This window comes from Microbacterium pygmaeum (genome assembly GCF_900100885.1).
Classification (GTDB): domain Bacteria; phylum Actinomycetota; class Actinomycetes; order Actinomycetales; family Microbacteriaceae; genus Microbacterium; species Microbacterium pygmaeum.
In genome coordinates this window covers 1,915,954-1,940,331 of sequence record NZ_LT629692.1, presented here as the reverse complement: position 1 = coordinate 1,940,331, position 24,378 = coordinate 1,915,954, and the positions used below count along the sequence as shown (strand labels likewise).

Sequence of the window (24,378 nt, the reverse complement as noted above, 5' to 3'; positions counted from 1 at the left end):
GACGCTACCCGAGCCGCACCGGGAACAGCTCGGTGCGCGCGATGACGCGGTCGCGCTCCGGAAGCATCGCGATGCGTCGCGGGTCGCTCAGATACGCATCCACCGCCTCCTGATCCGGAAACCGCAGCAGCTGCACCTCCGCCGGCAGGCTCTCGCCCCCGACAGCATCCGCAGCGCAGCGGCGAGCGCGGGCGCGCCATCGGTCATGGCAGGACTGTAGCGCCCGCCCGTTTCGCACCGCACGGCGAAGACGGCGGGCGCGACCCGTGACAAGCCGCTCCCAGCGTCACTAGTGTGAAGCCGACGGAAGGATGCCATGTCGTTCATCACACGAGGTTTCTCCGGCAGGCGCGGAGACCGCGATCCGCGGCTCCCTCCCGGCCAGACCCTGGTCTCCGATTGGCCGGTGCTCTCGGCAGGCCCGACTCCGCAGGTCGACACCGCCGACTGGGAGTTCTCGGTGCGAACCGAGAACGGGGTGCACCGTTGGAGCTGGGACGAGCTGCGAGCGCTCGGCATCGAAGACATCACGACGGACATCCACTGCGTCACGCACTGGACGAAACTCGAGATGCCCTGGCGCGGAGTTTCCCTGGACAAGATCTTCGCGACCGTCGAGACCGACCATGACTACGTGATGGCGCATTCGTACGGCGGGTACACGACGAACGTCCCGCTGGAAGACCTCCTGGACGGCAAGAGCTGGATCGCGTTCGAGGCGGACGGTGAGCCCCTGGATCCCGAACACGGCGGACCGGCGCGCCTGCTCGTCCCGCACTTGTACTTCTGGAAGAGCGCGAAGTGGATCCAGGGGCTGGTGACGATGCCCAGCGATGATCCCGGATTCTGGGAGCAGAACGGCTACCACCTGCACGGCGACCCCTGGCAGGAAGAGCGGTATTGGTAGACAGGGCCGCGTGGCACGTCGCCACGGTCGCGTCCGTGCGCCCCGAGACGGCGACAGCGCGACGGATCGAACTCGACGTGCCGACGTGGCCGGGCAACGACGCCGGCGCGCACCTCGATGTGCGGCTGTCCGCACCGGACGGGTACCAGGCGACGCGGTCGTACTCGATCGCGTCCTCCGGCTCAGGGACCCGCGTGATCCTCGCCGTCGACGAGCTTCCGGACGGCGAGGTCTCGCCGTTCCTCGTGCACGACCTGAGGGTGGGCGACCAGGTCGAGCTCCACGGCCCGCTCGGCGCGTTCTTCATCTGGACACCGCCCGTAGATTCCACTCCGCCGCGTCCGGTGCAGCTGATCGCCGGTGGGTCCGGGGTGGTGCCGCTCTACGCGATGGCCGCCGCGCACGGAAGTGCGGGCGATGACACCCCGTTTCGACTGCTGTACTCGGTGCGGACGCCCGATGACGTCTTCTTCCGCAGCGAACTGACCGCCCTCGCCGGCGGAAGCGCGCTGCGGCTGGACTACGTGTACACGCGCAGCGCGCCGCCTTCATGGCCGGTCGCACCCGGCAGGCTCTCAGAGGCGGTCCTCGACGAGATCACGGTGCCCGCGGCATCCCATCCGCTCGTCTTCGTCTGCGGACCGACGCCCTTCGTGGAGGCGGTCTCGCGCTGGCTGATCGGGGCAGGTCATCACCCGGGCGATGTCCGCACGGAGAGATTCGGAGGTTCGTGAGGTGTCATCAGGAACAGCTCGACTTGACGGGAACGTGCTCGCGGGTGCACTCAGCGACGCACTCGGCTGGGATCCGACGAACAGCGACGCACGCTGCCGGCACTGCGGCACGCACGGGGCGCTGGCGCTGGCGGTGGTGTACGCGTCGGGTATGGGAATGGTCGCGCGCTGCACGTCCTGCGATGCCGTTCTCGCGACGGTCGTCGAGGGCGACGACGGGCGGATCTGGTTCGGGATGCCGGGGATCAGCGCACTCGAAGTACCCGGCGCGTCGCGCTGACCATCACGGACGCTCCCTGTCCGCGATGGTGACTATCGTGCGGGAGAGGGCGGCATCCGGGTGTGTGAATCGGATCTCAGCAATGCCGCCGAACGCGGAAGGAACGCATCATGGACTGGAAGATCGAGCTCATCCTCGTGCCGGTGACGGACGTGGATCGTGCCAAGGAGTTCTACGAGCGGATCGGCTTCCACGCCGATCACGACCAGGTTCCGTTCGACGGGCTGCGCTTCGTGCAGATGACGCCTCCCGGCTCGGCCTGCTCGATCGCCTTCGGCACCGGACTCGGCATAGATCTCGAGCCGGGGCGGCAGAACACGATCCAGGTCGTCGTGCCGGACGCCGATGAGGCACTGGCCCAGCTGCGCGCGGCGGGCGCAGAGGCTTCCGGCGTCGATGAGCAGGCGTGGGGCCGGTTCGTCACCTTCGACGACCCCGACGGCAACAGCTGGACCCTGCAGGAGCTGCCGAAGCGGGACTGATGCCGATCGCGGCTGCGCTCAGTCCCGCCCGCCGGGCGGACCGACGACGAGAAGCACCGTGAACACTCCGGCCACCGCGACTCCGAGAAGCACCGCGAGCAGCCACGGTCGTCGCAGGAGCACGCGCATCGCTCGATCGTGCCAGGCGCGATCGCGCGGATCGGCGGTCTCCTCGATCCGCCAGGCACCGGCCAGCCGTCCGGTGCGGTGCAGCCACAGTTCGGTCGGGATGGTCGCATACGGGATGACCGCGCTGACGACCGCGACGGTCGTGGGCCACGCGCTCCATCGCTGATTCTTCGCCACCAGGACGGCCGTCGCGCCGTAGGCGAGGAAGACGAAGCCGTGGATGCCGCCGCCGACCGTGACCGCAATGGCGAGGCCCGTCGTGGCCCGCACGACGAGTCCCGTGATCAGCAGCGTCCATGACACCACTTCGGCGATCGCGAGAACTCGGAACAGATTCAGGGGCGTGCGCAACAACGGATCTCCTCAGTCGAGTCGGCGGGCGGGACGGAGGCTTCCAGCCTATGCGGCCGCTCTAGGCTGGCTGACGTGCGCGAGTTCGTCGGAGGGATGGGGCTGCTGCTGGGCGGGTTCGGCTACTGGCGACGCCGACCCGGCCTGATGGCGCTGGGGCTCATCCCCGCGGCGATCGTCGGGATCCTGCTGCTCGCGGGGCTCATCTCGCTCGCCGTCTGGCTGCCTGGGATCACGGTGGCCGTCACGCCGTTCGCCGAGGGCTGGCCGGGGCTGTGGGCCACGGTGATCCGCGTGACCATCGGCACGGCGATGGTCGGCGCCGCACTCGTGCTGGTGGCCGTCTCGTTCACCGCGCTGACGCTGATCCTCGGCGAGCCGTTCTACGAGCGGATCTGGCGATCGGTCGAGCGCGACCTGGGTGACGCGCAGCCGGATGCCGACTACGGGTTCTGGCGGTCGGTGCTTGACGGCATCGGGCTGTTCCTTCGCGGCGTCGGGATCGCGCTGCTTGCGGCGCTGATCGGCCTGATCCCCGCGGTGGGCGGAGTGCTCGCCACCATCGTCGGCGTCACGCTCACTGGGTGGCTGCTGGCCGACGAGCTCTCCTCGCGGGCGCTGAGCGCGCGCGGATTGGACCATGCCGCACGCCGCCGCCTGATGCGGGCGCACCGGGCTCGCGTCCTGGGATTCGGCGTCGCGACGCAGCTCTGCTTCCTGGTTCCCCTCGGGGCGGTCGCGACGATGCCCGCCGCCGTCGCGGGATCCACGGCTCTCGCACGATCGCTGCTCGCCCCGGCTTCCGCCCCGACAGACTGAGGGATCTCCGTGCATGCACGGAGATCCCTCAGTTCAGGCCGCGGCAGCGAGCTCCGAGATCGCGGTCACGACCAGGGCGCCGGCCGAGGCATCCGCCCGCACCGCGCCGCCGTCGCTGAGCTGCCCGCTCACGAACAGTTCGGCGATGCGGTCGTCGACCTCGCGCTGGATCACCCGGCGCAGCGGCCGCGCGCCGTACTCGGGCTCGTACCCGTGCTCGACCAGCCAATCCACGGCCGCGTCGGTGAGCTCGAGCGAGACCTCACGGCGGGAGAGGCGCTGCTCGGTCGCGCCGATCAGCAGGCGCACGATCTCGCGCAGCTGCGGCTTGTCGAGCTTGCGGAACAGGACGACCTCGTCGATGCGGTTCAGGAACTCCGGACGCATCGCCTCACGAAGCCGACCCATCACGCGCACGCGCAGGTCGTCCTCACTGCCGAAGCCCGTGGCTCCACCGCCGTCGGCGATGAAGCCGATCGCGCCGGAGCGCGACGCGAGTAACTCGCTGCCGATGTTCGAGGTCATGACGATCACCGTGTTGCGGAAATCGACCGTCCGGCCCTGACCGTCGGTGAGGCGACCGTCGTCGAGTACCTGCAGCAGCAGGTTGAACACGTCGGGGTGGGCCTTCTCGATCTCATCGAACAGCACGATGGAGTACGGGTTGCGGCGCACCCGCTCGGTGAGCTGTCCGGCCTCGTCGTAGCCGACGTATCCCGGAGGGGCACCGACCAGCCGCGACACCGTGTGCCGCTCGCCGAACTCGCTCATGTCGAAGCGGATTACGGCACCCTCGTCATCGAACAGGCTGGAGGCCAGGGCCTTGGCCAGCTCGGTCTTGCCGACACCGGTCGGACCGAGGAACAGGAACGAGCCGACGGGACGGTGGGCATCGCCCATGCCGGTGCGGTTGCGGCGCACGGCCTTGGCGACCGCCGTCACCGCGTCGTCCTGGCCGATCACACGACCGTGGAGTTCGTCTTCCAGGGTCGCGAGGCGCTCGCGCTCGGATTCGGTGAGGCGCTTGACCGGGATGCCGGTGGACCGACTGATCACCGCTGCGATCTCGGGCTCACCCACCACGGCCTCCTCGGTTCCGGTCGTCGCGCGAGCCGACGCGGTCGCCGTCTCGAGCTTGCCCTGGACGTCGGCGATCGCATCCCGGATGCGAGATGCCTCCTCGTAGTGCTCGGCCGAGACGGCGGCGTTCTTGTCCGCCTCGAGCTCGGCGAGCCGCGCGATCAATCCCGACACGTCGACCTTCAGGCCGAGCTGCAGGCGCAGCCGGGCGCCGGCCTGGTCGATCAGGTCGATCGCCTTGTCGGGCAGGACGCGGTCGGGCAGATACCGGTCGCTGAGCTCGACGGCGGCGCGGAGGGCGTCGTCCGTGAAGCGCACGGCGTGGTGCTCCTCGTAGGCGGGGCGGAGGCCCCGCAGGATCAGGACGGCGTCCTCGATGCTCGGCTCTCCCACCCGAACCGGCTGGAACCGCCGCTCGAGGGCCGGATCCTTCTCGATGACCCGGTACTCCTTGAGCGTGGTCGCGCCGACGAGGTGCAGTTCGCCGCGCGCCAGCCTCGGCTTGAGGATGTTGCCGGCGTCCATCGCACCGTCTCCGCCGCCACCGGCGCCGACGACGGTGTGCACCTCGTCGATGAAGAGGATCAGCTCACCCGAGAGGGTCGAGATCTCGTCCATCGTCTTGGTCAGCCGTTCTTCGAAGTCGCCGCGGTAGCGGGTGCCGGCCAGCATGGCGGGCAGGTCGAGCGCGATGACGCGCTTGTCGCGCAGCTGCTCGGGAACCGCACCTGCGACGATGGCCTGCGCCAGGCCCTCGACGATCGCGGTCTTTCCGACGCCGGCCTCGCCGACGAGCACGGGGTTGTTCTTCGTGCGGCGGCTGAGGATCTCGACGGTCTGCTCGATCTCGTCCTCGCGGCCGATGACCGGGTCGAGCCTGCCGTTGCGGGCGCGCTCGGTCAGGTCGGTGCCGAAGCGGTCGAGCATCGGGGTCTCTGATGCCGCGGCATCCTGCCCCTGCTCGGTCGAAGGCGTTCCGCTCGGCGTCACGGTCTCGCGGGCGCCCTGCACGAGAGCGTCGGCGGTCACGCCGGCCTGGGCGAGGATCTGGCCCGCCGGGGCGTCCTGTCCGAGGACGAGCGCGAAGAAGAGGTGCTCCGGGTCGACGTAGGTCGAGCCCGCTGAGCGCGCCACCTGGAAGGCGTGGAACAGCGCGCGCTGGACCGACGGTGTGATGACGGCGCCCTCCACGTTCGCGGGGTCGGATGCCTGGGGCAGGCGCTGCTCGACGGCGCGGGCGATCGCCTGCGGGTCGGCGCCGATGCGCTCGACCGCGTCCTTTGCTGGAGCCTCGGCCACGAGCACACGCAGCACGTGCAGTGCATCGAGTTCGTGCTGGCCGCGCTCCAGCGCGAACGCGCCGGCCGCCTGCAGGAACTCCTGCGTGCGGCGGCTGAGGAAGCGCGTCAGATCGATCGAACGGGATGCGCGGGCGCGCTCACCGTCGATGTAGCGGGCGAGGAAGTCGTCGAACGCGCTGGCGCCGTTCTCGGCGTCTTCGGGGGTGAAGTCTCCGGGCATGTGTCTGAATCTCTCCTGATCAAACTTGAGTTCACGTCACTCAAGGTTAGGAGTTGAGTGAACCTGTATCAAGTTCAACGGGAACAGCCCAGGTGTATTCCCAGGTCGATCAGCCCACAGCAGAGCGGGCATGCCCCGGCCCCGATAGCATCGCGGCATGACCGAGCTGAGCGACTTCATCGATCCCGCCGCCGCGCCGAGCGGGAACGGATGCCTCGAGTGCGACGAATCAGGCAGCTGGTGGGTTCACCTGCGGCGCTGCGCACTCTGCGGCCACGTCGGATGCTGCGATGACTCGCTGAACAAGCACGGCACCGCGCACTTCCACGCGTCCGGCCACCGCTTGATGCAGAGCTTCGAACCCGGTGAGGACTGGTACTGGGACTTCGTCGAGGAGCGGATGCTGCGCGGCCCCCGTCTCGCAGCGCCCGACGCGCATCCCGCCGATCAGTCCGTCCCCGGACCGGCGGATCGCCTGCCCGCCGACTGGGAGGATCTGCTCTCGCGATAGCGGGTCAGGACTCCGGGGCGTCGAGGAAGCCGAGGACGACGTCGCGGACGAGGTCGGTCCGGGCGATTCCGAAGAAGTGCGACGTGCCGGGGAACACGGCCAGCTGCGAGGCGGGCACGCCGTCGAAGTCGCCGTTGACGTCTCCGCCGCGCAGGCGCAGGAATTCCACGGCATGCTCCAGCGAGACCATGTCAGCGTCGCCGACCGTGATGAGGGTCGGCGCCTGGATACCGGTGATCTCCTCCGGCGTGCGGTCCGGGAACCCACCCGCGTAGGACGCGCCGAGCTTGTCGAGCAGCCCCTGGAGGTGGTCGAGGTCGGGGTGCGGCGACTTCGCGAGGTAGGCCGACTCCATCGGCGAGCCGGCGATCATGTCCACCGTCATCGCGCCGACGGCCGCTGCGTTCTCGGAACCGCGCATGCCCGACGCGGCGAAGGTCGTCGACGAGACGATGAGCCGCCGGACGCGTTCCGGGTGCTCGATCGCGAGTTCGAGGGCGACCGCTCCCCCGATGCTGAATCCGAAGACGTCAGCCCGCTCGATGCCGAGGAAGTCGAGGACGCCGAGCACGTCGCCGGCGAAGGCTGCCGCACCGAACGGGCGGTCGATGTCGTTCGTGCGGCCGTGGCCCTGGAAATCGATGGCGACCACTCGGCGCTCGGCGGACAGATCGGCGATCAGCGAGCCGAACTGCTGGTCGATGTCGAACAGTCCGCCGTGCAGGAGGACGAGCGGTGTCCCGCCCTCGCCGTGCACTTCGTAGTAGAGGCGGAGCGCATCGAACTCGACGTAACCGGTCGACGTGGACGTGGTCACAGGAGTGTCATCCGTCATGCCTCCACCGTGTCAGAACGGTGTCCGGAATGCACGCCTGAGGCCTGACTTCCTCGGCTTCCCGGGCCGTCTGGGGAACGACGGAAACCGAGGACAGCCAGGAGCATCCGCGACGCAGACAATCGCGGTAGACGCCGATACGCCAGATCAGGGTCTGGGATCAAAGCATCTCGGTCCGATGACCACGATACCGTGTGGGCGCTCTCCGCGACAGACTGTCGTGAAACACCCGACGGGTGATTCGTCGGGACGCTAGAAGTCCCAGTCCGCGTCTTCGGTGGCCTCGGCCTTGCCGATGACGTACGACGAGCCGGACCCGCTGAAGAAGTCGTGGTTCTCATCGGCGTTCGGTGAGAGGGCGGACAGGATCGCGGGGTTCACGTTCGTGGTCGTCTCGGGGAACATCGCCTCGTACCCCAGGTTCATAAGCGCCTTGTTGGCGTTGTAGTGCAGGAACTTCTTGACGTCCTCCGTCAGCCCGACGCCGTCGTAGAGGTCCTGCGTGTACTGCACTTCGTTGTCGTAGAGCTCGTACAGCAGCGAGAACGTGTAGTCCTTGATGTCGTCGCGCTCGGCCTGGCTGACCCGCTCGAGACCCTTCTGGAACTTGTATCCGATGTAGTACCCGTGCACGGCCTCGTCGCGGATGATGAGGCGGATGAGGTCTGCAGTGTTCGTGAGCTTGGCATGCGAGGACCAGTACATCGGCAGGTAGAAGCCCGAGTAGAACAGGAAGCTCTCCAGCAGCGTGGAGGCGACCTTGCGCTTGAGGGGGTTGTCGCCCTGGTAGTACTCCATGACGATCTGCGCCTTCTTCTGAAGGTTCGGGTTCTCCACGGACCAGCGGAACGCCTCGTCGATCTCCTTCGTCGAGGCGAGCGTCGAGAAGATCGACGAATAGCTCTTGGCGTGCACCGACTCCATGAACGCGATGTTCGTGTAGACGGCCTCCTCGTGCGGAGTGATCGCATCCGGGATCAGTGAGACGGCTCCGACGGTCGCCTGCACCGTGTCGAGCAGCGTGAGCCCCGTGAACACGCGCATCGTCAGCAGCTGCTCCTCGGGCGTGAGCGTGTTCCACGACTGGATGTCGTTGGACAGCGGGATCTTCTCGGGCAGCCAGAAGTTGTTGACCAGCCGGTTCCACACGTCGACGTCCTTATCGTCCTCGATGCGGTTCCAGTTGATCGCCTGCACCTGCGTGAGCAGCTTGAGCTTGTCGGGGGTCATTTCTTCTCTTTCGGTCCCTGAGCCTGTCGGAGGGTGATCACAGCATGCACGAGACGCACTCGGTCATGTCGGTGCCCTCGAGGGCCATCTGCCGCAGGCGGATGTAGTAGATCGTCTTGATGCCCTTGCGCCATGCGTAGATCTGCGCCTTGTTGATGTCGCGCGTGGTGGCGGTGTCCTTGAAGAACAGCGTCAGCGACAGGCCCTGATCCACGTGCTGCGTGGCCGCGGCGTACGTGTCGATGACCTTCTCGTAGCCGATCTCGTACGCGTCCTGGTAGTACTCCAGGTTTTCGTTCGTCATGAACGCGGCCGGGTAGTAGACGCGACCGAGCTTGCCTTCCTTGCGGATCTCGATCTTCGAGGCGATCGGGTGGATCGAGCTCGTCGAGTTGTTGATGTAGGAGATCGAGCCGGTCGGGGGCACCGCCTGCAGGTTCTGGTTGTAGATGCCGTGCTCCTGGATGGTGGCGCGAAGCGCCGACCAGTCCGCCTGCGTCGGGATGTGCTTGCCGGCGAAGAGCTCCTTCACCTTCTCGGTCTCGGGGACCCAGGCGCGGTCGATGTACTTGTCGAAGAACGCGCCGCTCGCGTAGGTGGAGTCCTCGAACCCGTCGAAGGCGTGGCCCTTCTCGATCGCGAGGTTGTTCGAGGCGCGCAGCGCGTGGAACAGCACCGTGTAGAAGTAGATGTTCGTGAAGTCCAGGCCCTCTTCTGAGCCGTAGAAGACATGCTCGCGGGCGAGGTAGCCGTGCAGGTTCATCTGCCCCAGGCCGATCGCGTGCGAGCGGTCGTTGCCGTCCTCGATCGAGCGCACCGAGGTGATGTGGCTCTGCTCGCTCACGGCGCTCAGTGCACGGATCGCCGTCTCCACCGTCTTGCCGAGGTCATCCGCATCCATCGACAGCGCGATGTTCATCGAACCGAGGTTGCAGGAGATGTCCTTGCCGATCTGGTCGTAGGAGAGGTCCTCGTTGTACGTGGTCGGCGTGTTCACCTGCAGGATCTCGCTGCACAGGTTCGACATGTTGATGCGGCCCTTGATGGGGTTCGCCGCGTTCACCGTGTCCTCGAACATGATGTAGGGGTAGCCCGACTCGAACTGGATCTCGGCGAGGGTCTGGAAGAACTCGCGGGCGTTGATCTTGGTCTTCTTGATGCGCGCGTCATCGACCATCTCGCGGTACTTCTCGGTCACGGAGATGTCGCCGAACGGGACGCCGTAGACCTTCTCGACGTCGTACGGCGAGAACAGGTACATGTCCTCGCCGTTCTTGGCGAGCTCGAACGTGATGTCGGGGACGACCACACCGAGGGAGAGCGTCTTGATGCGGATCTTCTCGTCGGCGTTCTCGCGCTTGGTGTCGAGGAATCGCATGATGTCCGGGTGATGCGCGTTGAGGTATACCGCACCCGCTCCCTGGCGCGCACCCAGCTGGTTCGCGTAGCTGAAGCTGTCTTCGAGGAGCTTCATGACCGGGATGATCCCGCTGGACTGGTTCTCGATCTGCTTGATCGGCGCACCGGCCTCGCGGATGTTGGAGAGCAGGAGCGCGACGCCACCGCCGCGCTTGGACAGCTGCAGGGAGGAGTTGATGCCGCGCGAGATCGACTCCATGTTGTCCTCGATGCGCAGCAGGAAGCACGAGACGAGCTCGCCGCGCTGGGCCTTGCCCGAGTTGAGGAAGGTGGGCGTGGCCGGCTGGAAGCGGCCGGAGATGATCTCGTCCACCAGGTCGGTGGCGAGCTTCTCGTCGCCGTCGGCCAGTCCCAGTGCGGTCATCACGACGCGGTCCTCGAAGCGCTCGAGGTACCGCTTGCCGTCGAAGGTCTTCAGCGTGTAGCTCGTGTAGTACTTGAAGGCGCCGAGGAAGGTCTCGAACCGGAACTTCTTCGAGTACGCGAAGTCGTTGAGGCGCTGGATGAAGTCGAACGAGTACTTCTCGAGCACGGTCGGCTCGTAGTACTCCTTCTCGACGAGGTAGTCGAGGCGCTCCTTGAGCGAGTGGAAGAACACCGTGTTCTGGTTGACGTGCTGCAGGAAGTACTCACGGGCCGCGCGCTTGTCGGCGTCGAACTGGATCTTCCCGTTCGCGTCGTACAGATTGAGCATCGCGTTGAGGGCGTGGTAATCCATGCCCTCGAAGCGCACCTCGTTCTTGAATGCCAGCTCGGTCACTGCAGCTTCCACCATCGTTCCAATCCTTCGTTGACGCGTTCGACGTCTTCGGGCGTGCCGAAAAGTTCGAGCCGATACAAGTGCGGCACGGAGCACTTGCGGCTGATGATCTCGCCGGCGATACCGAAGTGTTCGCCGAAATTCGTGTTCCCCGCGGAGATGACTCCGCGGATCTGTTGCCGATTGCGCTCATCATTGAGGAATCGGATGACCTGCTTGGGTACGGCTCCCCGCTCCTCCCCTCGGCCCTGTCCGCCGCCGTAGGTGGGGGTGACGAGGACGAACGGCTCGTTCACGACCAGCGGCTGGTCGGATGGATGCAGGGGGATTCGCGTAGCGCGGAGTCCGAGCTTCTCGACGAACCGCGCGGTGTTGCCGGACACGCTCGAGAAGTAGACGATCAGCGGCGCAGCGCGGCCGGTTCCTTCGGTCGCGCTGCGCTGACGCACGGCGACCGAAGCAGCCATCGTCAGGCCAGGCGGCTGGCGAGCTCGTCGATCTTGTCGGGACGGAAGCCCGACCAGTGGTCCTCATCGGTGATGACGACCGGCGCCTGCAGGTAGCCGAGCGCCTTGACCTGCTCGAGCGCCGCCGGGTCCTGCGAGAGGTCCAGCACGTCGTATTCGATGCCCTTGGAATCCAGCGCGCGGTAGGTTGCCGTGCACTGCACGCACGCGGGCTTTGTGTAGACGGTGATCGCCATGGTGACCCGTTTCTCCCTCAATCAGTCTGTGTTTCCGGTAGCACCCCCACCGGGGAGTCCAATACTACATATGGGTACCGACATTCGATAGCACCACAAGGGCTAGTAGTTACATCTGTGTAGTTTTCCACCGCCCTCCCCAGATACAACACAGGTTGTCCACCGATTCATCCACAGGCGGCGGGTGGATTCGCGAACCTGAAAAATCCCTGAATCACGCTGGAATCGGATGCCGCGCCCCGGCGTTCGCGGCAGCCCTCCACACCTTGGACGCTAGGGATCCCCACCGACATCGGATTCGCCTGTGGAATGCGCGACGGGCGTGTCGCGGCGTGTCGCGCGCGGCAACCCGGAGGGCTAGCGTGGACGGGTGGCGGGCTACCGGGATCTTCTGCGCACGCCCGGCGTGGGGCGCATCATGGCCGCGCAGCTGACCGCCCGATTCCCGAACGGGATGATGAGCCTGGCCATCCTGCTGCACATCGAGCACGTCACCGGCTCATACGGCGCTGCGGGCCTGGTGCTGGCGGCGACGTCGGTCGGTCAGGCCGTCGCCGGTCCGGTCACAAGCCGCTGGATGGGCCGCTGGGGCATGCGCCGGGTCCTCACGCTCACCCTGGTGGTCTGCGCGCTGGCGGTCACGGCGATCGCGCTGGCGCAGCTCGCCGTCCCGGCGTACATGGCCCTCGGAGTGATCGCCGGGCTGTCGACGCCGCCCGTCCAGTCGGCGGTGCGCACGATCTACCCGAAGATGGTCAACTCCCGCCAGCTCACCCCGCTGTTCTCCCTGGATGCCTCGCTGCAGGAGATCATCTGGATCGTCGCTCCGGTGGTCATCACCCTCGTCGCGACGCAGGTCGGCACGGTGCAGGCGCTGCTGCTGATCGTGGTGATCCTGGTCGGCGGCGGCTCGTGGTTCATCCTCTCCCCCGAGCTCGGCCGCGTCCGCATCCCGCGCAGCCGCCGGAGCCTGGGCAAAGTGCTCACCAAGCCCCCGGTGCTCCTGGCCACCGTGGTCGGATTCCTCCTGATCGGCGCATGCTCGGCGGTCGAGGCCGGCGTCGTGGCCACCTTCGATCACGGCGGGCTCGAAGCCGGCCTGGTCCTGGCCGTCTTCTCGATCGGGAGCCTGACCGGCGGACTGAGCTTCGGCCACATCCCCATCGGACGCTGGGCGATGGCCCGCCGTCTGGCCATCGTGGCAGTGGGGCTGAGTCTCACGATGTTCTCGCTGAACATCTTCTGGCTCGGCGGCACGCTGTTCCTCGCCGGCATCGGCATTGCCCCCGCCCTGGCCGTCGTGTTCGCGATGACCTCCGCGAGCGTGAAGTTCAGCGACACTGCGGAGGCCTACGGCTGGGTCGGCACCGGTCAGCTGATCGGCGCGGCGGCGGGCTCGGCGACCGCCGGCTTCCTCATCGACGGCGTGGGTGCGCAGGGCGCGTACTGGGCGGCCACCGCCTTCGCCGTCGCAGGATTCGCCGTCGCCGCCCTGTTCGTGCGCGGCTTCCCCGACCTGCGGCATCGCGACCCCAGCCCGATCCCGGACACCGAGCCGGTGTCCACGATCACCTGAACGAATGCAGAACCGCGGCACAGGGTCGTCATAGGCAGCGCATAGCGACGTGTCGTCTGCTGGTCTCATGAGCGCAACCGAACCCCGCACCGACGACCGCCCCGACCTGGACCCTCGCTGGCTGGACGAGAACGGAGAGGTCATCGACGAGGACCACCGCGGTCTCGTCTACGACGTGCAGACGATGATCAACCGTCGTCGCGCCCTCGGCATCTTCGGCGGCGTGGCACTGACCTCGCTGCTGGCGGCGTGCGGGGTGGCATCCGACTCCGGCGCCACCGCGTCGCCGACCGCGACGCAGACCGCAACGGCGACCCCGACACCGACACCCACTTCGAGCGCCACCGCCGTAGCATCCGGCCCGCTCGACGAGGTTCCCGACGAGACGGGCGGACCCTACCCAGCAGACGGCTCCAACGGCGTGAACGTCCTGGCGGAGTCGGGGATCGTGCGCAGCGACATCCGGTCGAGCTTCGGCTCATCCTCGACGGTCGCGCAGGGCGTCCCCCTGACGATCGCGCTGACGGTGCGCGATGCGGCGACAGGTCAGGCACTGGCGGGCAAGGGGGTCTACCTCTGGCACTGCGACCAGGCAGGCAACTACTCGCTGTACAGCGCCGGAGTCGAGAACGAGAACTACCTGCGCGGTGTGCAGGCCACCGACGCGAATGGGACGGTGACCTTCACGTCCATTTACCCCGCGTGCTATTCCGGCCGCTGGCCGCACATCCACTTCGAGGTGTACGACAGCGTCGAGACCGCCGTCGCCTCCGGTCCGATCGTCAAGACGAGTCAGATCGCGCTCCCTGACGAGACGAACGCCCTCGTCTACGCGACCGGCGGCTACGAGCAGAGCGTGCGCAACGCCTCGCAGGTCTCGCTGCAGAGCGACAACGTGTTCGGCGAGGACGGCGGCATCCATCAGATCGCCACCATGGCGGGCTCCGTCGCGCAGGGCTACACCGCCTCGCTCACGATCGGCGTGTGATCCGGCATGCCCGGCTCCGGTCAGGCGATGCGGCCCAGCAGCTCGAGGACGGCGAAGGCGTAGGCATCGGCGGGCTCGGGGTGCTCGAAGGAGAACTCCTCGCCGCGCACCGTGATCGCCACCTCATACGAGTCCTCCAGACGCCGCAGCGACCGGAACGCGCCGCGCAGCAGCTCGCGCAGCTGATCCTCCCGAGGGAGCCACAGCGCGTCCTCGAGGGCGACCGAGTCCAGCGCCCATTCGGTGGTCCCGTTGAAGGCGAGGATCTTCCCGGTCGGATACTCGCGCGGCTCGATGGTCATCTCGCTGACCGTGAAGACGTCCGCCTCGAACTCGGGCTCGTTCAACTGGAACCGGTCACCCGAGCGCGGATGCCACGCCAGCCCCGCCGCGCGTAGTGACACTGCCATGTCCGTCGAGATCATGACAACAATTCTCGCCCGTCCCGGGCATTGCCCGGGCCGCCCGTACGCTGAGGGCATGACCGCTGCCGTGACGCTGCCCACGATCTCGTGGGGCGATCCTTCCGCCGACCGTCGCGCCCTCCTCGTCCACGGGCTCGGCTCCAACGGGCCGCTGATGTGGCGATACGGTGTGGCGCTGGCCGAGGCGGGATGGAGAGCGGATGCCGTGGACCTCCGCGGCCACGGAACGGCCCCGCGCACCCTGGACTACACGATCGACGCGTACGCCGCCGATCTCGCTGCGATCACCGCTGCGGACGGTCGCCCGTGGGACCTGGTCGTCGCCCACTCCCTGGGCGGTGCCGCCGCGACGGTCGCCGCGGCGGCCCACCCCGCATGGACCGCGCGCCTCGTCCTCATCGATCCCGCGATCCATCTCGCCGACCGTGACCGGGCAGTCGTGCGGGAGAGTCAAGAGCGGTCCTTCGCCGACCCGTCCGAGGACGCCGTGCGCGCAGAGCACCCGCACTGGCACGAGCAGGACGTCGAACTGAAGGCCTTGTCGGCGCAGCAGGCGAGCCGATGGGCGGTCGAGCAGACCAGCATCCAGAACAGCGACTGGGACGTGCGCGGTGCCGCAGCCCGGCTGAGCATGCCGACCCACGTCATCGCCTCGGATCCCGAGGTGTACTCGATCTTCACCGAGCCGCTCGCCTCCGAGGTGCTGGCCAACCCGGCGATCTCGATGTCGGTGATCGTCGGCGCCGGCCACTCCCCGCATCGGGACAAACCGGACGAGACGATCGCCCGATTCCTGCGAGTGCTCGAGGACTGAGGGCGCGCAGGGCCGCGTGGCGGCCTCATCACGGGAGAATGAGATCGTGAGCTCTTTCGATCCCCGCACCCACCTGCCCGATGATCTCCTCGAGCGCGTGCGGTCGCGGGCGGCGGCGCACGATCAGGAGAACTCGTTCCCGGACGCCGATCTGGCAGACCTCCAGGCGGCGGGGTACCTGTCGATCCTCGTTCCTGGTGAGCTCGGCGGCGCGGGACTGAGCCTGGCCGAGGCATCCGCTCTGCAGCAACGGCTCGCCGGCGCAGCCCCCGCGACCGCGCTCGCGATCAACATGCACCTGGTCTGGACGGGCGTGGCGAAGGTGCTCGCCGATCGCGGCATCGACGACCTGCGCTTCGTGCAGGAGGGAGCGGTCGCCGGCGAAGTCTTCGCCTTCGGCATCAGCGAAGCCGGCAACGACCTCGTGCTGTTCGGGAGCGATACGGATGCCACGCCCCGGCCGGACGGCTCGTACGCGTTCACCGGCACCAAGATCTTCACCTCGCTCGCCCCCGTGTGGACGCAGCTGGGGCTGCACGGCCTGGACACGACGTCCGCGGACGCGCCGCAGATGGTCTACGCCTTCATCCCGCGCTCGGACGCGGTGCGCGTCCGAGACGACTGGGACACCCTCGGCATGCGCGGGACGCAGTCGCGCACCACCGAGCTGCACGCCGCCGTGGCGCCCGCCGACCGGGTGGTGCGCCGCATCGCTGCGGGACCGAACCCCGACCCGCTCGTCTTCGGCATCTTCAGCGTCTTCGAGATCCTCCTGGCCTCCGTCTACACCGGCATCGCCCGGCGCGCGCTCGAGCTCGCCGTGACCACCGCGCATCACCGACGCTCGAAGAAGTCCGGGAAGACCTACGCGTCCGACCCGGACATCCGCTGGCGGGTGGCCGACATGGCACTGGCCTACGACGCGCTCCCGCCGCAGATCGAGGCGCTGGCCCGTGACGTCGACGGGATCGCCGATCACGGCGGCCAGTGGTTCGCCTTGCTGTCGGGCCTCAAGCACCGCGCAGTGACGACGGCCAAGCAGGTCGTCGACGACGCGATGCTGGTCGCCGGCGGCTCGTCGTACTTCTCCTCGAGCGAGCTCAGCCGCCTGTACCGCGACGTCCTGGCGGGTCGGTTCCATCCCTCCGACCCGGAGTCCGCGCATGCCACGGTCGCCGGCGCGTGGCTCGGACCGGTCGAGCCGTGATGGCCCGGACGCCGACGGCGCTGCTCTCCCCCGCCGACCAGGAACGCCGGCGCGGTCTGCGGGTGATGAAGGGCGTCGCCCTGGGCGCCCTGCTGTTCATGGCGGTACTGTTCGTCGTCGCCTTCACCCTGCAGGAGCAGTACCCCTGGCTGGCGTACGTGCGCGCGTTCGCGGAAGGCGGCATGGTCGGCGCGCTGGCCGACTGGTTCGCGGTGACCGCGCTGTTCCGGCATCCGCTCGGCATCCCCATCCCGCACACGGCGATCATCCCCAGCCGGAAGGACGAGATCGGCCGCACCCTCGGCGAGTTCGTGGAGACGGAGTTCCTGCGCGGCGAGGTCGTGCGCACCAAGCTCGAGGAGACGGCGATCGCGGCCAAGCTCGGCGAGTGGCTGCGCGTTCCCGCGCACGCCGAGCGGGTTGCGGCCGAGGGGTCGCTGATGGCGACCGGCATCCTCAACGCACTGAGCGACGACGACGTGCAGGACGTCATCACCGACCTCGCGCGCGAGCACCTCATCTCCCCGGAATGGGCACCGCCGCTGGGCGGCTGGCTCGAGCGCATCATCGAATCCGGCGCCCATCACGGCGCGGTCGACCTCGGCGTGGACAGCATCGCGACCTGGCTGGCCGCCAACCACGCTTCTTTCACCGGCCTGGTCTCGCGGCGTCTGCCCGGCTGGGTGCCGTCGATCGCCCACCGCCTGGTGGATGACACCGTCTACAACGAGGCGGTCAAGTTCATCTCCGCGGTGCAGGCCGACCCCCGGCATCCGGCCCGCATCGCCATCGACGGATACCTCGCCCGCCTCGCCGAGAACATGCAGCACGATCCGGACACGATCGGACGGCTCGAGGCCGCCAAGTCGACGCTCTTCGACAGCCCGCGGGTGCGCGAGCTGGCCGTCGAGGCATGGAACACGGCCAAGGCCGGCCTCCTGAAGGCGCTGGCCGATCCCGGGAGCGGACTCCGCGCTCGCGCGGTGCAGGCATTGAGCGAGGTCGGCGAACGACTGGCGACGGATGCCGCGCTCCAGCGGCGCGTGGACGGATGGGTGACGGATGCCGCGGTGTTCCTCGTCGACCGCTACCGCCACGACATCGCCTCGATCATCACGGACACCGTGGAACGGTGGGACGCCGAGGAGACCACGGAGAAGATCGAGCTCATGGTCGGTCGCGATCTGCAGTACATCAGGCTGAACGGCACCGTGGTCGGTGCGCTCGCTGGATTGCTGATCTTTACGATCGCGCACGCGCTGCTGGGCTGAGCGGACGAGCGCTCGATACCCTGATGCCGTGAGCGCAGAGCCCGATCAGTTCCTCTTCAGCTACGGAACACTGCAGCAGCCCGACGTGCAGCGCGACACGTTCGGACGCATCGTCCAGAGCGAGGACGACGTGCTGCCCGGCTACACGGTGGATTACGCCGAGATCGAGGACTCGCGGGTGGTCGAGTTGTCCGGCCTCGCCGTGCACCCGATCGTGCGACCCACCGGCGACCCCCGCGACAAGGTCGTCGGAAGGGTGCTGCGGGTCAGCGACGACGAACTGGACGCCGCCGACGAGTACGAGGTGCACCTGTACCGTCGCATCCAGGTCGCGCTGGCCAGCGGGCGCCGCGCATGGGCGTACATCTCGATCTGACCGGGGCGCATGCAGCTTCGCCTCCGCGCGGTAGCGTCGAGAGGTGGCACTCGCGCATGACGACCTCTGGCCCCGCGCCGGCGATTGGCCGGCTGCCTCGGCGGTCGACGGACTCCTCGATCTCGCCCTGGTCGGTGTGCCCACCTGGCGCACCTCGCTGTCGCCGACTGGTGCGCGCGCCACGCCGGGCGCGATCCGCGATGCACTGCGCCGCTACAGTCCGACGCTGATCGAGGGTCCCGTCGACCTGAACGCGCTGCGCATCGCCGACGCAGGGGACATCCCCGAGCCCGACGGAATCGTCGGCGAGGCGCTCGTGCGCGAGCGTGTCGCGGAGCTCGCGGCGAGATCGCGACTGGTCGTCGCGCTCGGCGGCGACAACAGCGCGACGTATGCGACCGCAGAGGGCGCTGCCGCCACCGGCCTCATCACGATCGACGCGCACCACGACCTGCGCGACGGGGTGTCCAACGGCGCTCCGGTGCGACGCCTGATCGAAGGCGGGCTGGATCCGGCGCGCATCGTGCAGATCGGCATCGCCGATTTCGCCAACTCCGCCGCCTACGCGCGGCGGGCCGCCGAGTACGGCATCACGGTCGTCCCGCTGGAGGCGGTGCGCCAGAGGGGAGCCGCGGATGTCCTCGAGCAGGCTCTGTCGGTTGCAGGCTCCAGCGCTGAGAGCCGCGTCCACCTCGATGTCGACGTCGACGTCTGCGACCGATCGGTGGCTCCGGGATGCCCGGCCAGCGTTCCCGGCGGCCTGGCCGCATGGGAGCTGCGGGCACTCGTGCGGGCCGCGGCATCCGATCCCCGCCTCGTCTCCGCCGACATCGTCGAAGTGGACGCCACCGCCGACGCACCCGACGGGCGCACCGTACGCCTCGCGGCGCTGTGCGTGCTGGAATTGATCGCAGGATTGGCGGTACGCGAATGATCCGACTCGCTCTGGTGAGGCACGCGAAATCCGACTGGGCCGACGCGAACCTCGCCGACCACGACCGGCCGCTGAACGATCGCGGCGCGCGAGACGCTCCACGGATGGCGGAGCGTCTGGCCGCATCGGGATTCCGCCCCGAGCGCATCCTCTCCAGCACCGCCCTGCGCGCGCGCACCACCGCGGCCGACTTCGCCGCCGAGTTCGGCATCGAGGTCGAACTGGATCCGGACCTCTACGGCGCTCCCGCCGGAACGCTGCTGCGGACGGCGGCCGCATCCGGCGCGGCGACGGTCATGATCGTGGCCCACGACCCGGGCATGAGCGTGCTGGCGGGGCGCCTCTCCGACGACGGCATCACGCACATGCCGACGTGCGCGGTCGCGACCTTCACCTGGGATGAGGACGACTGGGACGTCGCGAGCGCCGTGCCCCCGGCATCCTGGACCTTCGACACCCCGCGCTGACTCAGCCTCCCCCGCCCGCTTCGTCGTCACTTGACCCAATCGGCCCACTCCCGGCGCCGGGAGTGGGCCGATCGGGTCAAGTGGCGAGGCTTCAGAGCCTCGAGCCGCCCCTGAACACGCCGGCGATGAGCGGGACGCCCGGCCGGTAGGCGAGGTGCGTCCGGGTCGGAGCCTCGAGCAGCACGAGGTCGGCGCGCATTCCCGGCGCGACCGCGCCGACATCGTCGCGACGCAGCGCCCGCGCGCCGCCGGCGGTCGCCGCCCAGACCGCCTCGGCCGTCGTCATCCCCATCTCGCGCACGGCGAGCGCGATCATCAGCGGCATGGAGCTGGTGAAACTCGAGCCCGGGTTGCAGTCGCTCGCAATCGCCACGGTCACGCCGGCATCCAGCAGCCGCCGCGCATCGGGATACGGCTGGCGGGTCGAGAACTCGACCCCCGGCAGAAGGGTCGCGACCGTCTCGGATCCGGCGAGGGCGGCGATGTCCGCGTCATCGAGATAGGTGCAGTGATCCACGGATGCTGCGCCGAGCCCGACCGCGATCCCCACGCCCTCCCCCTCGCCGAGCTGATTCCCGTGCACGCGGGCCTCCAGCCCGTGGGCGATGCCGGCCGCCAGGATGCGGCGCGTCTCGTCGGGAGCGAACGCTCCTCGTTCGCAGAACACGTCGATCCAGCGGGAGTGGGGCGCGCAGGCCTCCAGCATCGCGCCGCACACCAGCTCGACGTAGTCGTCGCGCCGGTCCGCGTACTCGGCGGGCACGACATGCGCGCCGAGGAACGTGACCTCCGGCGTGACCTCGGCGGCAAGCCTGGCGAGACGGGCCTCATCGCGGACCGTGAGCCCGTACCCGGTCTTGACCTCGAAGGTCGTCGTGCCCTGCGCGTGCAGCTCGGCCACGAATCCCGCGAGCCGGCGACGCAGCTCGTCATCGCCTGCGGCACGGGTCGCCGCGACGGTGCGACGTATTCCCCCCGCAGCATAGGGCGTGCCGGTCATGCGCGCCTCGAATTCCTCGGCGCGGTCGCCGCCGAAGACGAGGTGCGTGTGCGAGTCGACGAAGCCGGGGAGGACGGCTCGGCCCCCCGCATCCACGATCTCCGTCCGGTCAGGCCGCGGGGCGTCCGCGGCAAGGCCGACCCACGCGATCCGGTCGCCCTCGATCAGGACGGCGGCATCGTGCAGCGTGCCGCAGGGGTCGCCCGGCGCCGCGACGTTGGTCGTCAACTCGCCGATGTTCGTGATCAGCACGGCGCTCATCGTCGTCCTCCCCTCCCGCGAGACTTCGCGAATGTTTCGTTCCAGCCGCGAAAGGCGTGGGTACGTGAAGTCTCGCGTGCGCAGCTCACAGCATCGGCACCTTCAGGCCGCGCTCCACGGCCACCTCGCGGGCGCGGTCGTATCCGGCATCCACGTGCCGCATCACACCGGTCCCCGGATCGTTGGTCAACACGCGCGCGAGCTTCTCTGCGGCGAGCGCGGTGCCGTCCGCCACGGCGACCTGCCCGGCATGGATGCTGCGCCCGATGCCCACCCCGCCGCCGTGGTGGATCGACACCCACGACGCCCCCGACGCGGTGTTCAGCAGAGCGTTCAGGAGCGGCCAGTCGGCGATCGCGTCCGATCCGTCCGCCATCGCCTCGGTCTCGCGGTACGGCGAGGCGACCGATCCGGCGTCGAGGTGATCGCGTCCGATGACGATCGGCGCGGACAGCTCGCCGGAGGCGACCATCTCGTTGAACTTCAGGCCCGCGAGGTGGCGCTCCTGATATCCGAGCCAGCAGATGCGGGCGGGGAGCCCCTCGAAGCGCACGGTCTCCCCCGCCTTCTCGAGCCACCGCACGAGCGCGGCGTTCTCGGGGAAGAGCTCTCGCACGGCGCGGTCGGTCTTGCGGATGTCCTCCGGGTCGCCCGACAGGGCCACCCACCGGAACGGCCCGCGACCCTCGGCGAACTGCGGGCGGATGTAGGCCGGCACGAACCCTGGAAACTCGAACGCGCGCGGGTAGCCGCCCAGTTCGGCCTCGCGGCGGATCGAGTTCCCGTAGTCGAAGACGGTGGCGCCGGCATCCTGGAATCCGACCATCGCCGCCACCTGCTCGGCCATGCTCCCGCGCGCGCGGTCGGTGAAGCCCTCGGGGTCTCGCTCGGCCTCGGCCGCCCAGTCCTCCAGCGCCACCCCGACGGGAAGGTAGGCGAGCGGGTCGTGCGCGCTGGTCTGGTCGGTGACGATGTCGATCGGGATGCCGCGCTGCAGCAGCTCCGGGAAGACCAGGGCCGCATTGCCGACGACGCCCACGCTCAGCGCCTCGCCCGCTTCCTTGGCTGCGACGACGCGTTCGATCGCCGCGTCGAGATCGGTCGTGTACTCGTCGAGGTAGCCGTGCTCGACCCGCCGCGCCAGACGCGATTCGTCGACGTCGACGATCAGCACCGCGCCGCCGTTCAGCGTGACGGCGAGCGGCTGGGCGCCGCCCATGCCCCCGCAGCCGCCGGTCAGGGTGAGCGTGCCCGCGAGATCGTCGCGACCCAGCGACCGCGCCACCGCCGCGAACGTCTCGTAGGTGCCCTGCAGGATGCCCTGCGTGCCGATGTAGATCCACGAGCCGGCAGTCATCTGGCCGTACATCGTGAGGCCGAGCGCCTCGAGGCGCCGGAACTCGGGCCACGTCGCCCAGTCTCCGACGAGGTTCGAGTTGGCGATCAGCACGCGCGGCGCCCATTCGTGCGTGCGGAACACCCCGACCGGCTTGCCCGACTGGACGAGCAGCGTCTCATCGGGCTCGAGCTCGTCGAGCGTGCGCACGATCGCGTCATACGCCTCCCAGCTGCGCGCGGCCTTGCCGGTGCCGCCGTAGACGACCAGGTCTTCGGGGTGCTCGGCGACCTCGGGATCGAGGTTGTTCATGAGCATCCGCTTGGCGGCCTCGGCGCCCCAGCTCTTGGCGGTGCGCTCGTTGCCGCGCGCTGCGCGCACGGTCCGGGCATCGGTCGTGGTCATGCTCGTGCTCCTTCTGCTGCGGCGGCCACCGCACCGGAGAGGACCAGGTCGGTCACCGCCTCGATGTCGGGTGAGAGATGATGGTCCGGGCCGGGTCCGGAGACCGCCGTTCGCACCAGGTCGCGCACCGCAGAGGTGGCCGGTGCGGGCTGCAGCGGCGCTCGCAGGTCCAGGGCCCGCGCGCCGGTGAGCACTTCGATCGCCAGCACGCGTGCGAGGCCGTCGATCGCGCGTCGGAGCTTGCGCGCGGCCGCCCACCCCATCGACACGTGATCCTCCTGCATCGCCGAGGACGGGATCGAGTCGACGGATGCCGGCACGGCCAGCCTCTTCAGCTCCGAGACGATCCCGGCGGCGGCGTACTGCGCGATCATGAGTCCCGAATCGACGCCGACCTCATGCGCGAGGAAGGGCGGGAGCCCGTTGCTGCGCGCCGGGTCCAGGGCGCGATCGGTGCGGCGCTCGGAGACGGATGCCGTGTCGGCGACGGCGATCGCGAGGAAGTCCAGCACGTAGGCGATCGGTGCGCCGTGGAAGTTCCCGTTGGACTCGACCCGCCCATCGGTCGTGATGACCGGGTTGTCCACCGCCGCGGACAGCTCTCGGAACGCGACCGTTCGCGCGTGATCGAGCGTGTCGCGCGCGGCGCCGTGCACCTGCGGGCTGCAGCGCAGCGAATACGCATCCTGCACGCGGGTGCACACGGCGGGATCCCGATGGCTCCGCATGATCGCCGAGTCGGCGAGGAAGGCGCGGAGGTTCGCGGCCGAGGCGGTCTGCCCGGTCTGCGGGCGCAGCGCCATCAGATCGGCGGCGAACACGGCATCGGTGCCGAGCTGGCTCTCGATCGACATCGCGGCTGCGACATCGGCGGTCTCAAGCAGCACGGACAGGTCATGCAGCGCCAGCAGCAGCATCCCGAGCATGCCGTCGGTGCCGTTGATGAGCGCGAGTCCCTCCTTCTCACGCAGGACCAGTGGGGCGATGGATGCTGCCGCCAGCGCACCACCGGCCGGTCGCGGCACCCCGTCCACCTCGACCTCCCCCTCGCCCATCGCGGCGAGCGCGACGGAGGAGAGCGGCGCGAGGTCTCCGGAGCAGCCGAGCGATCCGTACTCGCGCACGATCGGCGTGATCCCCGCGTTCAGCATCGCCGCGTACGTCTGCACGACGATCGGACGCACGCCGGTGCGACCTGTGGCGAGCGTCTGCAAGCGCAGCAGCTGCAGCGCGCGCACCACCTCGCGCTCCACCGGCGCCCCGGTGCCGGCGGCGTGCGAGCGGATGAGGCTCGCCTGCAGCTGCAGCCGGCGCTCCGGAGCGATGAAGGTGGTCGCGAGCGCGCCGAACCCCGTCGATATGCCGTAGTGCGGCTCGGGATCATCGGCGAGTCCCTCGACCAGTGCTCGGGTCGCCGCGATCTGGACGAGCGCTTCGGCTGCGATCTCCACCCGCGCGCCGGAGCGCGCGACGGAGACGACCTCCTCGGGTCTCAGTGGGACCCGTCCCACGACGACGGCATCGAGAACGGTCTCGGTGTGGGTGCTCATTCCCCGA

The 24,378-nt window shown here is 68.8% G+C and carries 26 protein-coding genes; 14 read left to right on the top strand and 12 right to left on the bottom strand.

Annotated elements, in window-relative coordinates; genetic code table 11:
• Positions 1-4 precede the first annotated feature (4 nt).
• Positions 5-136 carry a hypothetical protein gene (locus BLT19_RS18120; protein ID WP_269457403.1) on the bottom strand — a complete coding sequence of 44 codons (132 nt, stop codon included), beginning with the start codon at positions 134-136 and terminating at the stop codon, positions 5-7.
• Positions 137-316: 180 nt separating this feature from the next.
• Here BLT19_RS18120 and BLT19_RS09135 point away from each other — a divergent pair, with 180 nt between their 5' ends.
• From BLT19_RS09135 to BLT19_RS09120, 4 genes are all read left to right on the top strand, one after another.
• A complete protein-coding gene (locus BLT19_RS09135) occupies positions 317-907 on the top strand; it encodes a molybdopterin-dependent oxidoreductase (protein ID WP_091489011.1) in 591 nt (196 codons plus the stop codon).
• A 35-nt stretch (positions 908-942) separates the two neighbouring features.
• Complete coding sequence (locus BLT19_RS09130) at positions 943-1,641, top strand: FAD-binding oxidoreductase (protein ID WP_231917578.1); 699 nt, start codon at positions 943-945, stop codon at positions 1,639-1,641.
• A gap of 1 nt (position 1,642) precedes the next feature.
• Entirely contained in the window at positions 1,643-1,921 is a 279-nt protein-coding gene (locus tag BLT19_RS09125; RefSeq protein ID WP_231917577.1) for a DUF6510 family protein, read from the top strand.
• Between the two features lie 110 nt (positions 1,922-2,031).
• Entirely contained in the window at positions 2,032-2,403 is a 372-nt protein-coding gene (locus tag BLT19_RS09120; RefSeq protein ID WP_091489006.1) for a GNAT family N-acetyltransferase, read from the top strand.
• Between the two features lie 18 nt (positions 2,404-2,421).
• Here the strand turns inward: BLT19_RS09120 and BLT19_RS09115 are convergent, their stop codons facing one another.
• Positions 2,422-2,886, bottom strand: a complete 465-nt coding sequence (locus BLT19_RS09115) for a DUF3817 domain-containing protein (protein ID WP_091489003.1) — start codon at positions 2,884-2,886, stop codon at positions 2,422-2,424.
• Between the two features lie 72 nt (positions 2,887-2,958).
• Here BLT19_RS09115 and BLT19_RS09110 point away from each other — a divergent pair, with 72 nt between their 5' ends.
• The gene (locus BLT19_RS09110; RefSeq protein WP_231917576.1) at positions 2,959-3,702 is read left to right on the top strand and encodes an EI24 domain-containing protein; all 744 of its coding nucleotides are present in this window, start codon (positions 2,959-2,961) and stop codon (positions 3,700-3,702) included.
• A 33-nt stretch (positions 3,703-3,735) separates the two neighbouring features.
• On the opposite strand, the gene BLT19_RS09105 is transcribed toward BLT19_RS09110, so the two are convergent.
• Positions 3,736-6,303, bottom strand: a complete 2,568-nt coding sequence (locus BLT19_RS09105; RefSeq protein WP_091489001.1) for an ATP-dependent Clp protease ATP-binding subunit — start codon at positions 6,301-6,303, stop codon at positions 3,736-3,738.
• Positions 6,304-6,460: 157 nt separating this feature from the next.
• Between BLT19_RS09105 and BLT19_RS09100 the strand changes: the two genes are divergently transcribed.
• Positions 6,461-6,814 (top strand): UBP-type zinc finger domain-containing protein, encoded by a 354-nt coding sequence (locus BLT19_RS09100; RefSeq protein WP_091488998.1) that lies wholly within the window; start codon positions 6,461-6,463, stop codon positions 6,812-6,814.
• A 4-nt stretch (positions 6,815-6,818) separates the two neighbouring features.
• Here BLT19_RS09100 and BLT19_RS09095 read toward each other — a convergent pair whose 3' ends face one another.
• From BLT19_RS09095 to nrdH, 5 genes are all read right to left on the bottom strand, one after another.
• The gene (locus BLT19_RS09095) at positions 6,819-7,649 is read right to left on the bottom strand and encodes an alpha/beta fold hydrolase (protein ID WP_091488996.1); all 831 of its coding nucleotides are present in this window, start codon (positions 7,647-7,649) and stop codon (positions 6,819-6,821) included.
• Positions 7,650-7,901: 252 nt separating this feature from the next.
• Positions 7,902-8,879, bottom strand: coding sequence for a class 1b ribonucleoside-diphosphate reductase subunit beta (gene nrdF / locus BLT19_RS09090; protein ID WP_091488993.1), 978 nt, complete (start codon positions 8,877-8,879; stop codon positions 7,902-7,904).
• A gap of 37 nt (positions 8,880-8,916) precedes the next feature.
• Positions 8,917-11,073 (bottom strand): class 1b ribonucleoside-diphosphate reductase subunit alpha, encoded by a 2,157-nt coding sequence (nrdE, locus tag BLT19_RS09085; protein WP_091488991.1) that lies wholly within the window; start codon positions 11,071-11,073, stop codon positions 8,917-8,919.
• Positions 11,055-11,525: a class Ib ribonucleoside-diphosphate reductase assembly flavoprotein NrdI gene (gene nrdI / locus BLT19_RS09080; protein WP_091488989.1), complete on the bottom strand. Its 471-nt coding sequence runs from the start codon at positions 11,523-11,525 to the stop codon at positions 11,055-11,057. The genes nrdE and nrdI overlap by 19 nt, the downstream gene beginning before the upstream one ends.
• Positions 11,526-11,527: 2 nt before the next feature.
• Entirely contained in the window at positions 11,528-11,761 is a 234-nt protein-coding gene (gene nrdH, locus BLT19_RS09075; protein ID WP_091488986.1) for a glutaredoxin-like protein NrdH, read from the bottom strand.
• 370 nt (positions 11,762-12,131) lie between these two features.
• Here nrdH and BLT19_RS09070 point away from each other — a divergent pair, with 370 nt between their 5' ends.
• Both BLT19_RS09070 and BLT19_RS09065 read left to right on the top strand, forming a co-directional pair.
• Positions 12,132-13,337 carry an MFS transporter gene (locus tag BLT19_RS09070; RefSeq protein WP_091488983.1) on the top strand — a complete coding sequence of 402 codons (1,206 nt, stop codon included), beginning with the start codon at positions 12,132-12,134 and terminating at the stop codon, positions 13,335-13,337.
• Positions 13,338-13,404: 67 nt separating this feature from the next.
• Positions 13,405-14,325, top strand: coding sequence for an intradiol ring-cleavage dioxygenase (locus BLT19_RS09065; RefSeq protein WP_091488981.1), 921 nt, complete (start codon positions 13,405-13,407; stop codon positions 14,323-14,325).
• Between the two features lie 20 nt (positions 14,326-14,345).
• Here the strand turns inward: BLT19_RS09065 and BLT19_RS09060 are convergent, their stop codons facing one another.
• Positions 14,346-14,750, bottom strand: a complete 405-nt coding sequence (locus BLT19_RS09060; protein ID WP_091488978.1) for a pilus assembly protein CpaE — start codon at positions 14,748-14,750, stop codon at positions 14,346-14,348.
• Positions 14,751-14,805: 55 nt separating this feature from the next.
• On the opposite strand from BLT19_RS09060, the gene BLT19_RS09055 reads away from it, so the two are divergent.
• From BLT19_RS09055 to BLT19_RS09030, 6 genes are read left to right on the top strand one after another with little or no spacing between them, the layout of a single operon-like run.
• On the top strand, positions 14,806-15,564 hold the full coding sequence (locus BLT19_RS09055; protein WP_091488975.1) for an alpha/beta fold hydrolase: 759 nt from the start codon (positions 14,806-14,808) through the stop codon (positions 15,562-15,564).
• Between the two features lie 46 nt (positions 15,565-15,610).
• A complete protein-coding gene (locus BLT19_RS09050) occupies positions 15,611-16,771 on the top strand; it encodes an acyl-CoA dehydrogenase family protein (RefSeq protein WP_091493617.1) in 1,161 nt (386 codons plus the stop codon).
• Positions 16,771-18,042, top strand: a complete 1,272-nt coding sequence (locus BLT19_RS09045; protein WP_091488973.1) for a DUF445 domain-containing protein — start codon at positions 16,771-16,773, stop codon at positions 18,040-18,042. Before BLT19_RS09050 ends, BLT19_RS09045 begins: the two co-directional genes overlap by 1 nt.
• A gap of 28 nt (positions 18,043-18,070) precedes the next feature.
• On the top strand, positions 18,071-18,418 hold the full coding sequence (locus BLT19_RS09040) for a gamma-glutamylcyclotransferase family protein (RefSeq protein WP_091488970.1): 348 nt from the start codon (positions 18,071-18,073) through the stop codon (positions 18,416-18,418).
• 43 nt (positions 18,419-18,461) lie between these two features.
• Positions 18,462-19,352, top strand: coding sequence for an arginase family protein (locus BLT19_RS09035; RefSeq protein WP_091488968.1), 891 nt, complete (start codon positions 18,462-18,464; stop codon positions 19,350-19,352).
• Positions 19,349-19,819, top strand: coding sequence for a SixA phosphatase family protein (locus tag BLT19_RS09030; protein WP_091488966.1), 471 nt, complete (start codon positions 19,349-19,351; stop codon positions 19,817-19,819). Before BLT19_RS09035 ends, BLT19_RS09030 begins: the two co-directional genes overlap by 4 nt.
• 91 nt (positions 19,820-19,910) lie before the next feature.
• Here BLT19_RS09030 and hutI read toward each other — a convergent pair whose 3' ends face one another.
• The 3 genes from hutI to hutH all read right to left on the bottom strand — a co-directional run bounded on the left by hutI (position 19,911) and on the right by hutH (position 24,371).
• Complete coding sequence (gene hutI, locus BLT19_RS09025) at positions 19,911-21,080, bottom strand: imidazolonepropionase (RefSeq protein WP_091488963.1); 1,170 nt, start codon at positions 21,078-21,080, stop codon at positions 19,911-19,913.
• Positions 21,081-21,165: 85 nt separating this feature from the next.
• Positions 21,166-22,821, bottom strand: coding sequence for a urocanate hydratase (gene hutU / locus BLT19_RS09020; protein WP_091488960.1), 1,656 nt, complete (start codon positions 22,819-22,821; stop codon positions 21,166-21,168).
• The gene (gene hutH / locus BLT19_RS09015) at positions 22,818-24,371 is read right to left on the bottom strand and encodes a histidine ammonia-lyase (protein ID WP_091488957.1); all 1,554 of its coding nucleotides are present in this window, start codon (positions 24,369-24,371) and stop codon (positions 22,818-22,820) included. Before hutH ends, hutU begins: the two co-directional genes overlap by 4 nt.
• Positions 24,372-24,378: the final 7 nt, after the last annotated feature.

Excerpts from the sequence above, each read along its gene's own strand:
- BLT19_RS09135 (WP_091489011.1), top strand. The coding sequence starts at position 317 with ATGTCGTTCATCACACGAGGTTTCTCCGGCAGGCGCGGAGACCGCGAT.
- BLT19_RS09120 (WP_091489006.1), top strand. The coding sequence starts at position 2,032 with ATGGACTGGAAGATCGAGCTCATCCTCGTGCCGGTGACGGACGTGGAT.
- BLT19_RS09105 (WP_091489001.1), bottom strand. The coding sequence starts at position 6,303 with ATGCCCGGAGACTTCACCCCCGAAGACGCCGAGAACGGCGCCAGCGCG.
- BLT19_RS09100 (WP_091488998.1), top strand. The coding sequence starts at position 6,461 with ATGACCGAGCTGAGCGACTTCATCGATCCCGCCGCCGCGCCGAGCGGG.
- BLT19_RS09095 (WP_091488996.1), bottom strand. The coding sequence starts at position 7,649 with ATGACGGATGACACTCCTGTGACCACGTCCACGTCGACCGGTTACGTC.
- nrdF (WP_091488993.1), bottom strand. The coding sequence starts at position 8,879 with ATGACCCCCGACAAGCTCAAGCTGCTCACGCAGGTGCAGGCGATCAAC.
- nrdE (WP_091488991.1), bottom strand. The coding sequence starts at position 11,073 with ATGGTGGAAGCTGCAGTGACCGAGCTGGCATTCAAGAACGAGGTGCGC.
- nrdI (WP_091488989.1), bottom strand. The coding sequence starts at position 11,525 with ATGGCTGCTTCGGTCGCCGTGCGTCAGCGCAGCGCGACCGAAGGAACC.
- nrdH (WP_091488986.1), bottom strand. The coding sequence starts at position 11,761 with ATGGCGATCACCGTCTACACAAAGCCCGCGTGCGTGCAGTGCACGGCA.
- BLT19_RS09065 (WP_091488981.1), top strand. The coding sequence starts at position 13,405 with ATGAGCGCAACCGAACCCCGCACCGACGACCGCCCCGACCTGGACCCT.
- BLT19_RS09060 (WP_091488978.1), bottom strand. The coding sequence starts at position 14,750 with ATGATCTCGACGGACATGGCAGTGTCACTACGCGCGGCGGGGCTGGCG.
- BLT19_RS09055 (WP_091488975.1), top strand. The coding sequence starts at position 14,806 with ATGACCGCTGCCGTGACGCTGCCCACGATCTCGTGGGGCGATCCTTCC.
- BLT19_RS09045 (WP_091488973.1), top strand. The coding sequence starts at position 16,771 with ATGGCCCGGACGCCGACGGCGCTGCTCTCCCCCGCCGACCAGGAACGC.
- BLT19_RS09030 (WP_091488966.1), top strand. The coding sequence starts at position 19,349 with ATGATCCGACTCGCTCTGGTGAGGCACGCGAAATCCGACTGGGCCGAC.
- hutI (WP_091488963.1), bottom strand. The coding sequence starts at position 21,080 with ATGAGCGCCGTGCTGATCACGAACATCGGCGAGTTGACGACCAACGTC.
- hutU (WP_091488960.1), bottom strand. The coding sequence starts at position 22,821 with ATGACCACGACCGATGCCCGGACCGTGCGCGCAGCGCGCGGCAACGAG.
- hutH (WP_091488957.1), bottom strand. The coding sequence starts at position 24,371 with ATGAGCACCCACACCGAGACCGTTCTCGATGCCGTCGTCGTGGGACGG.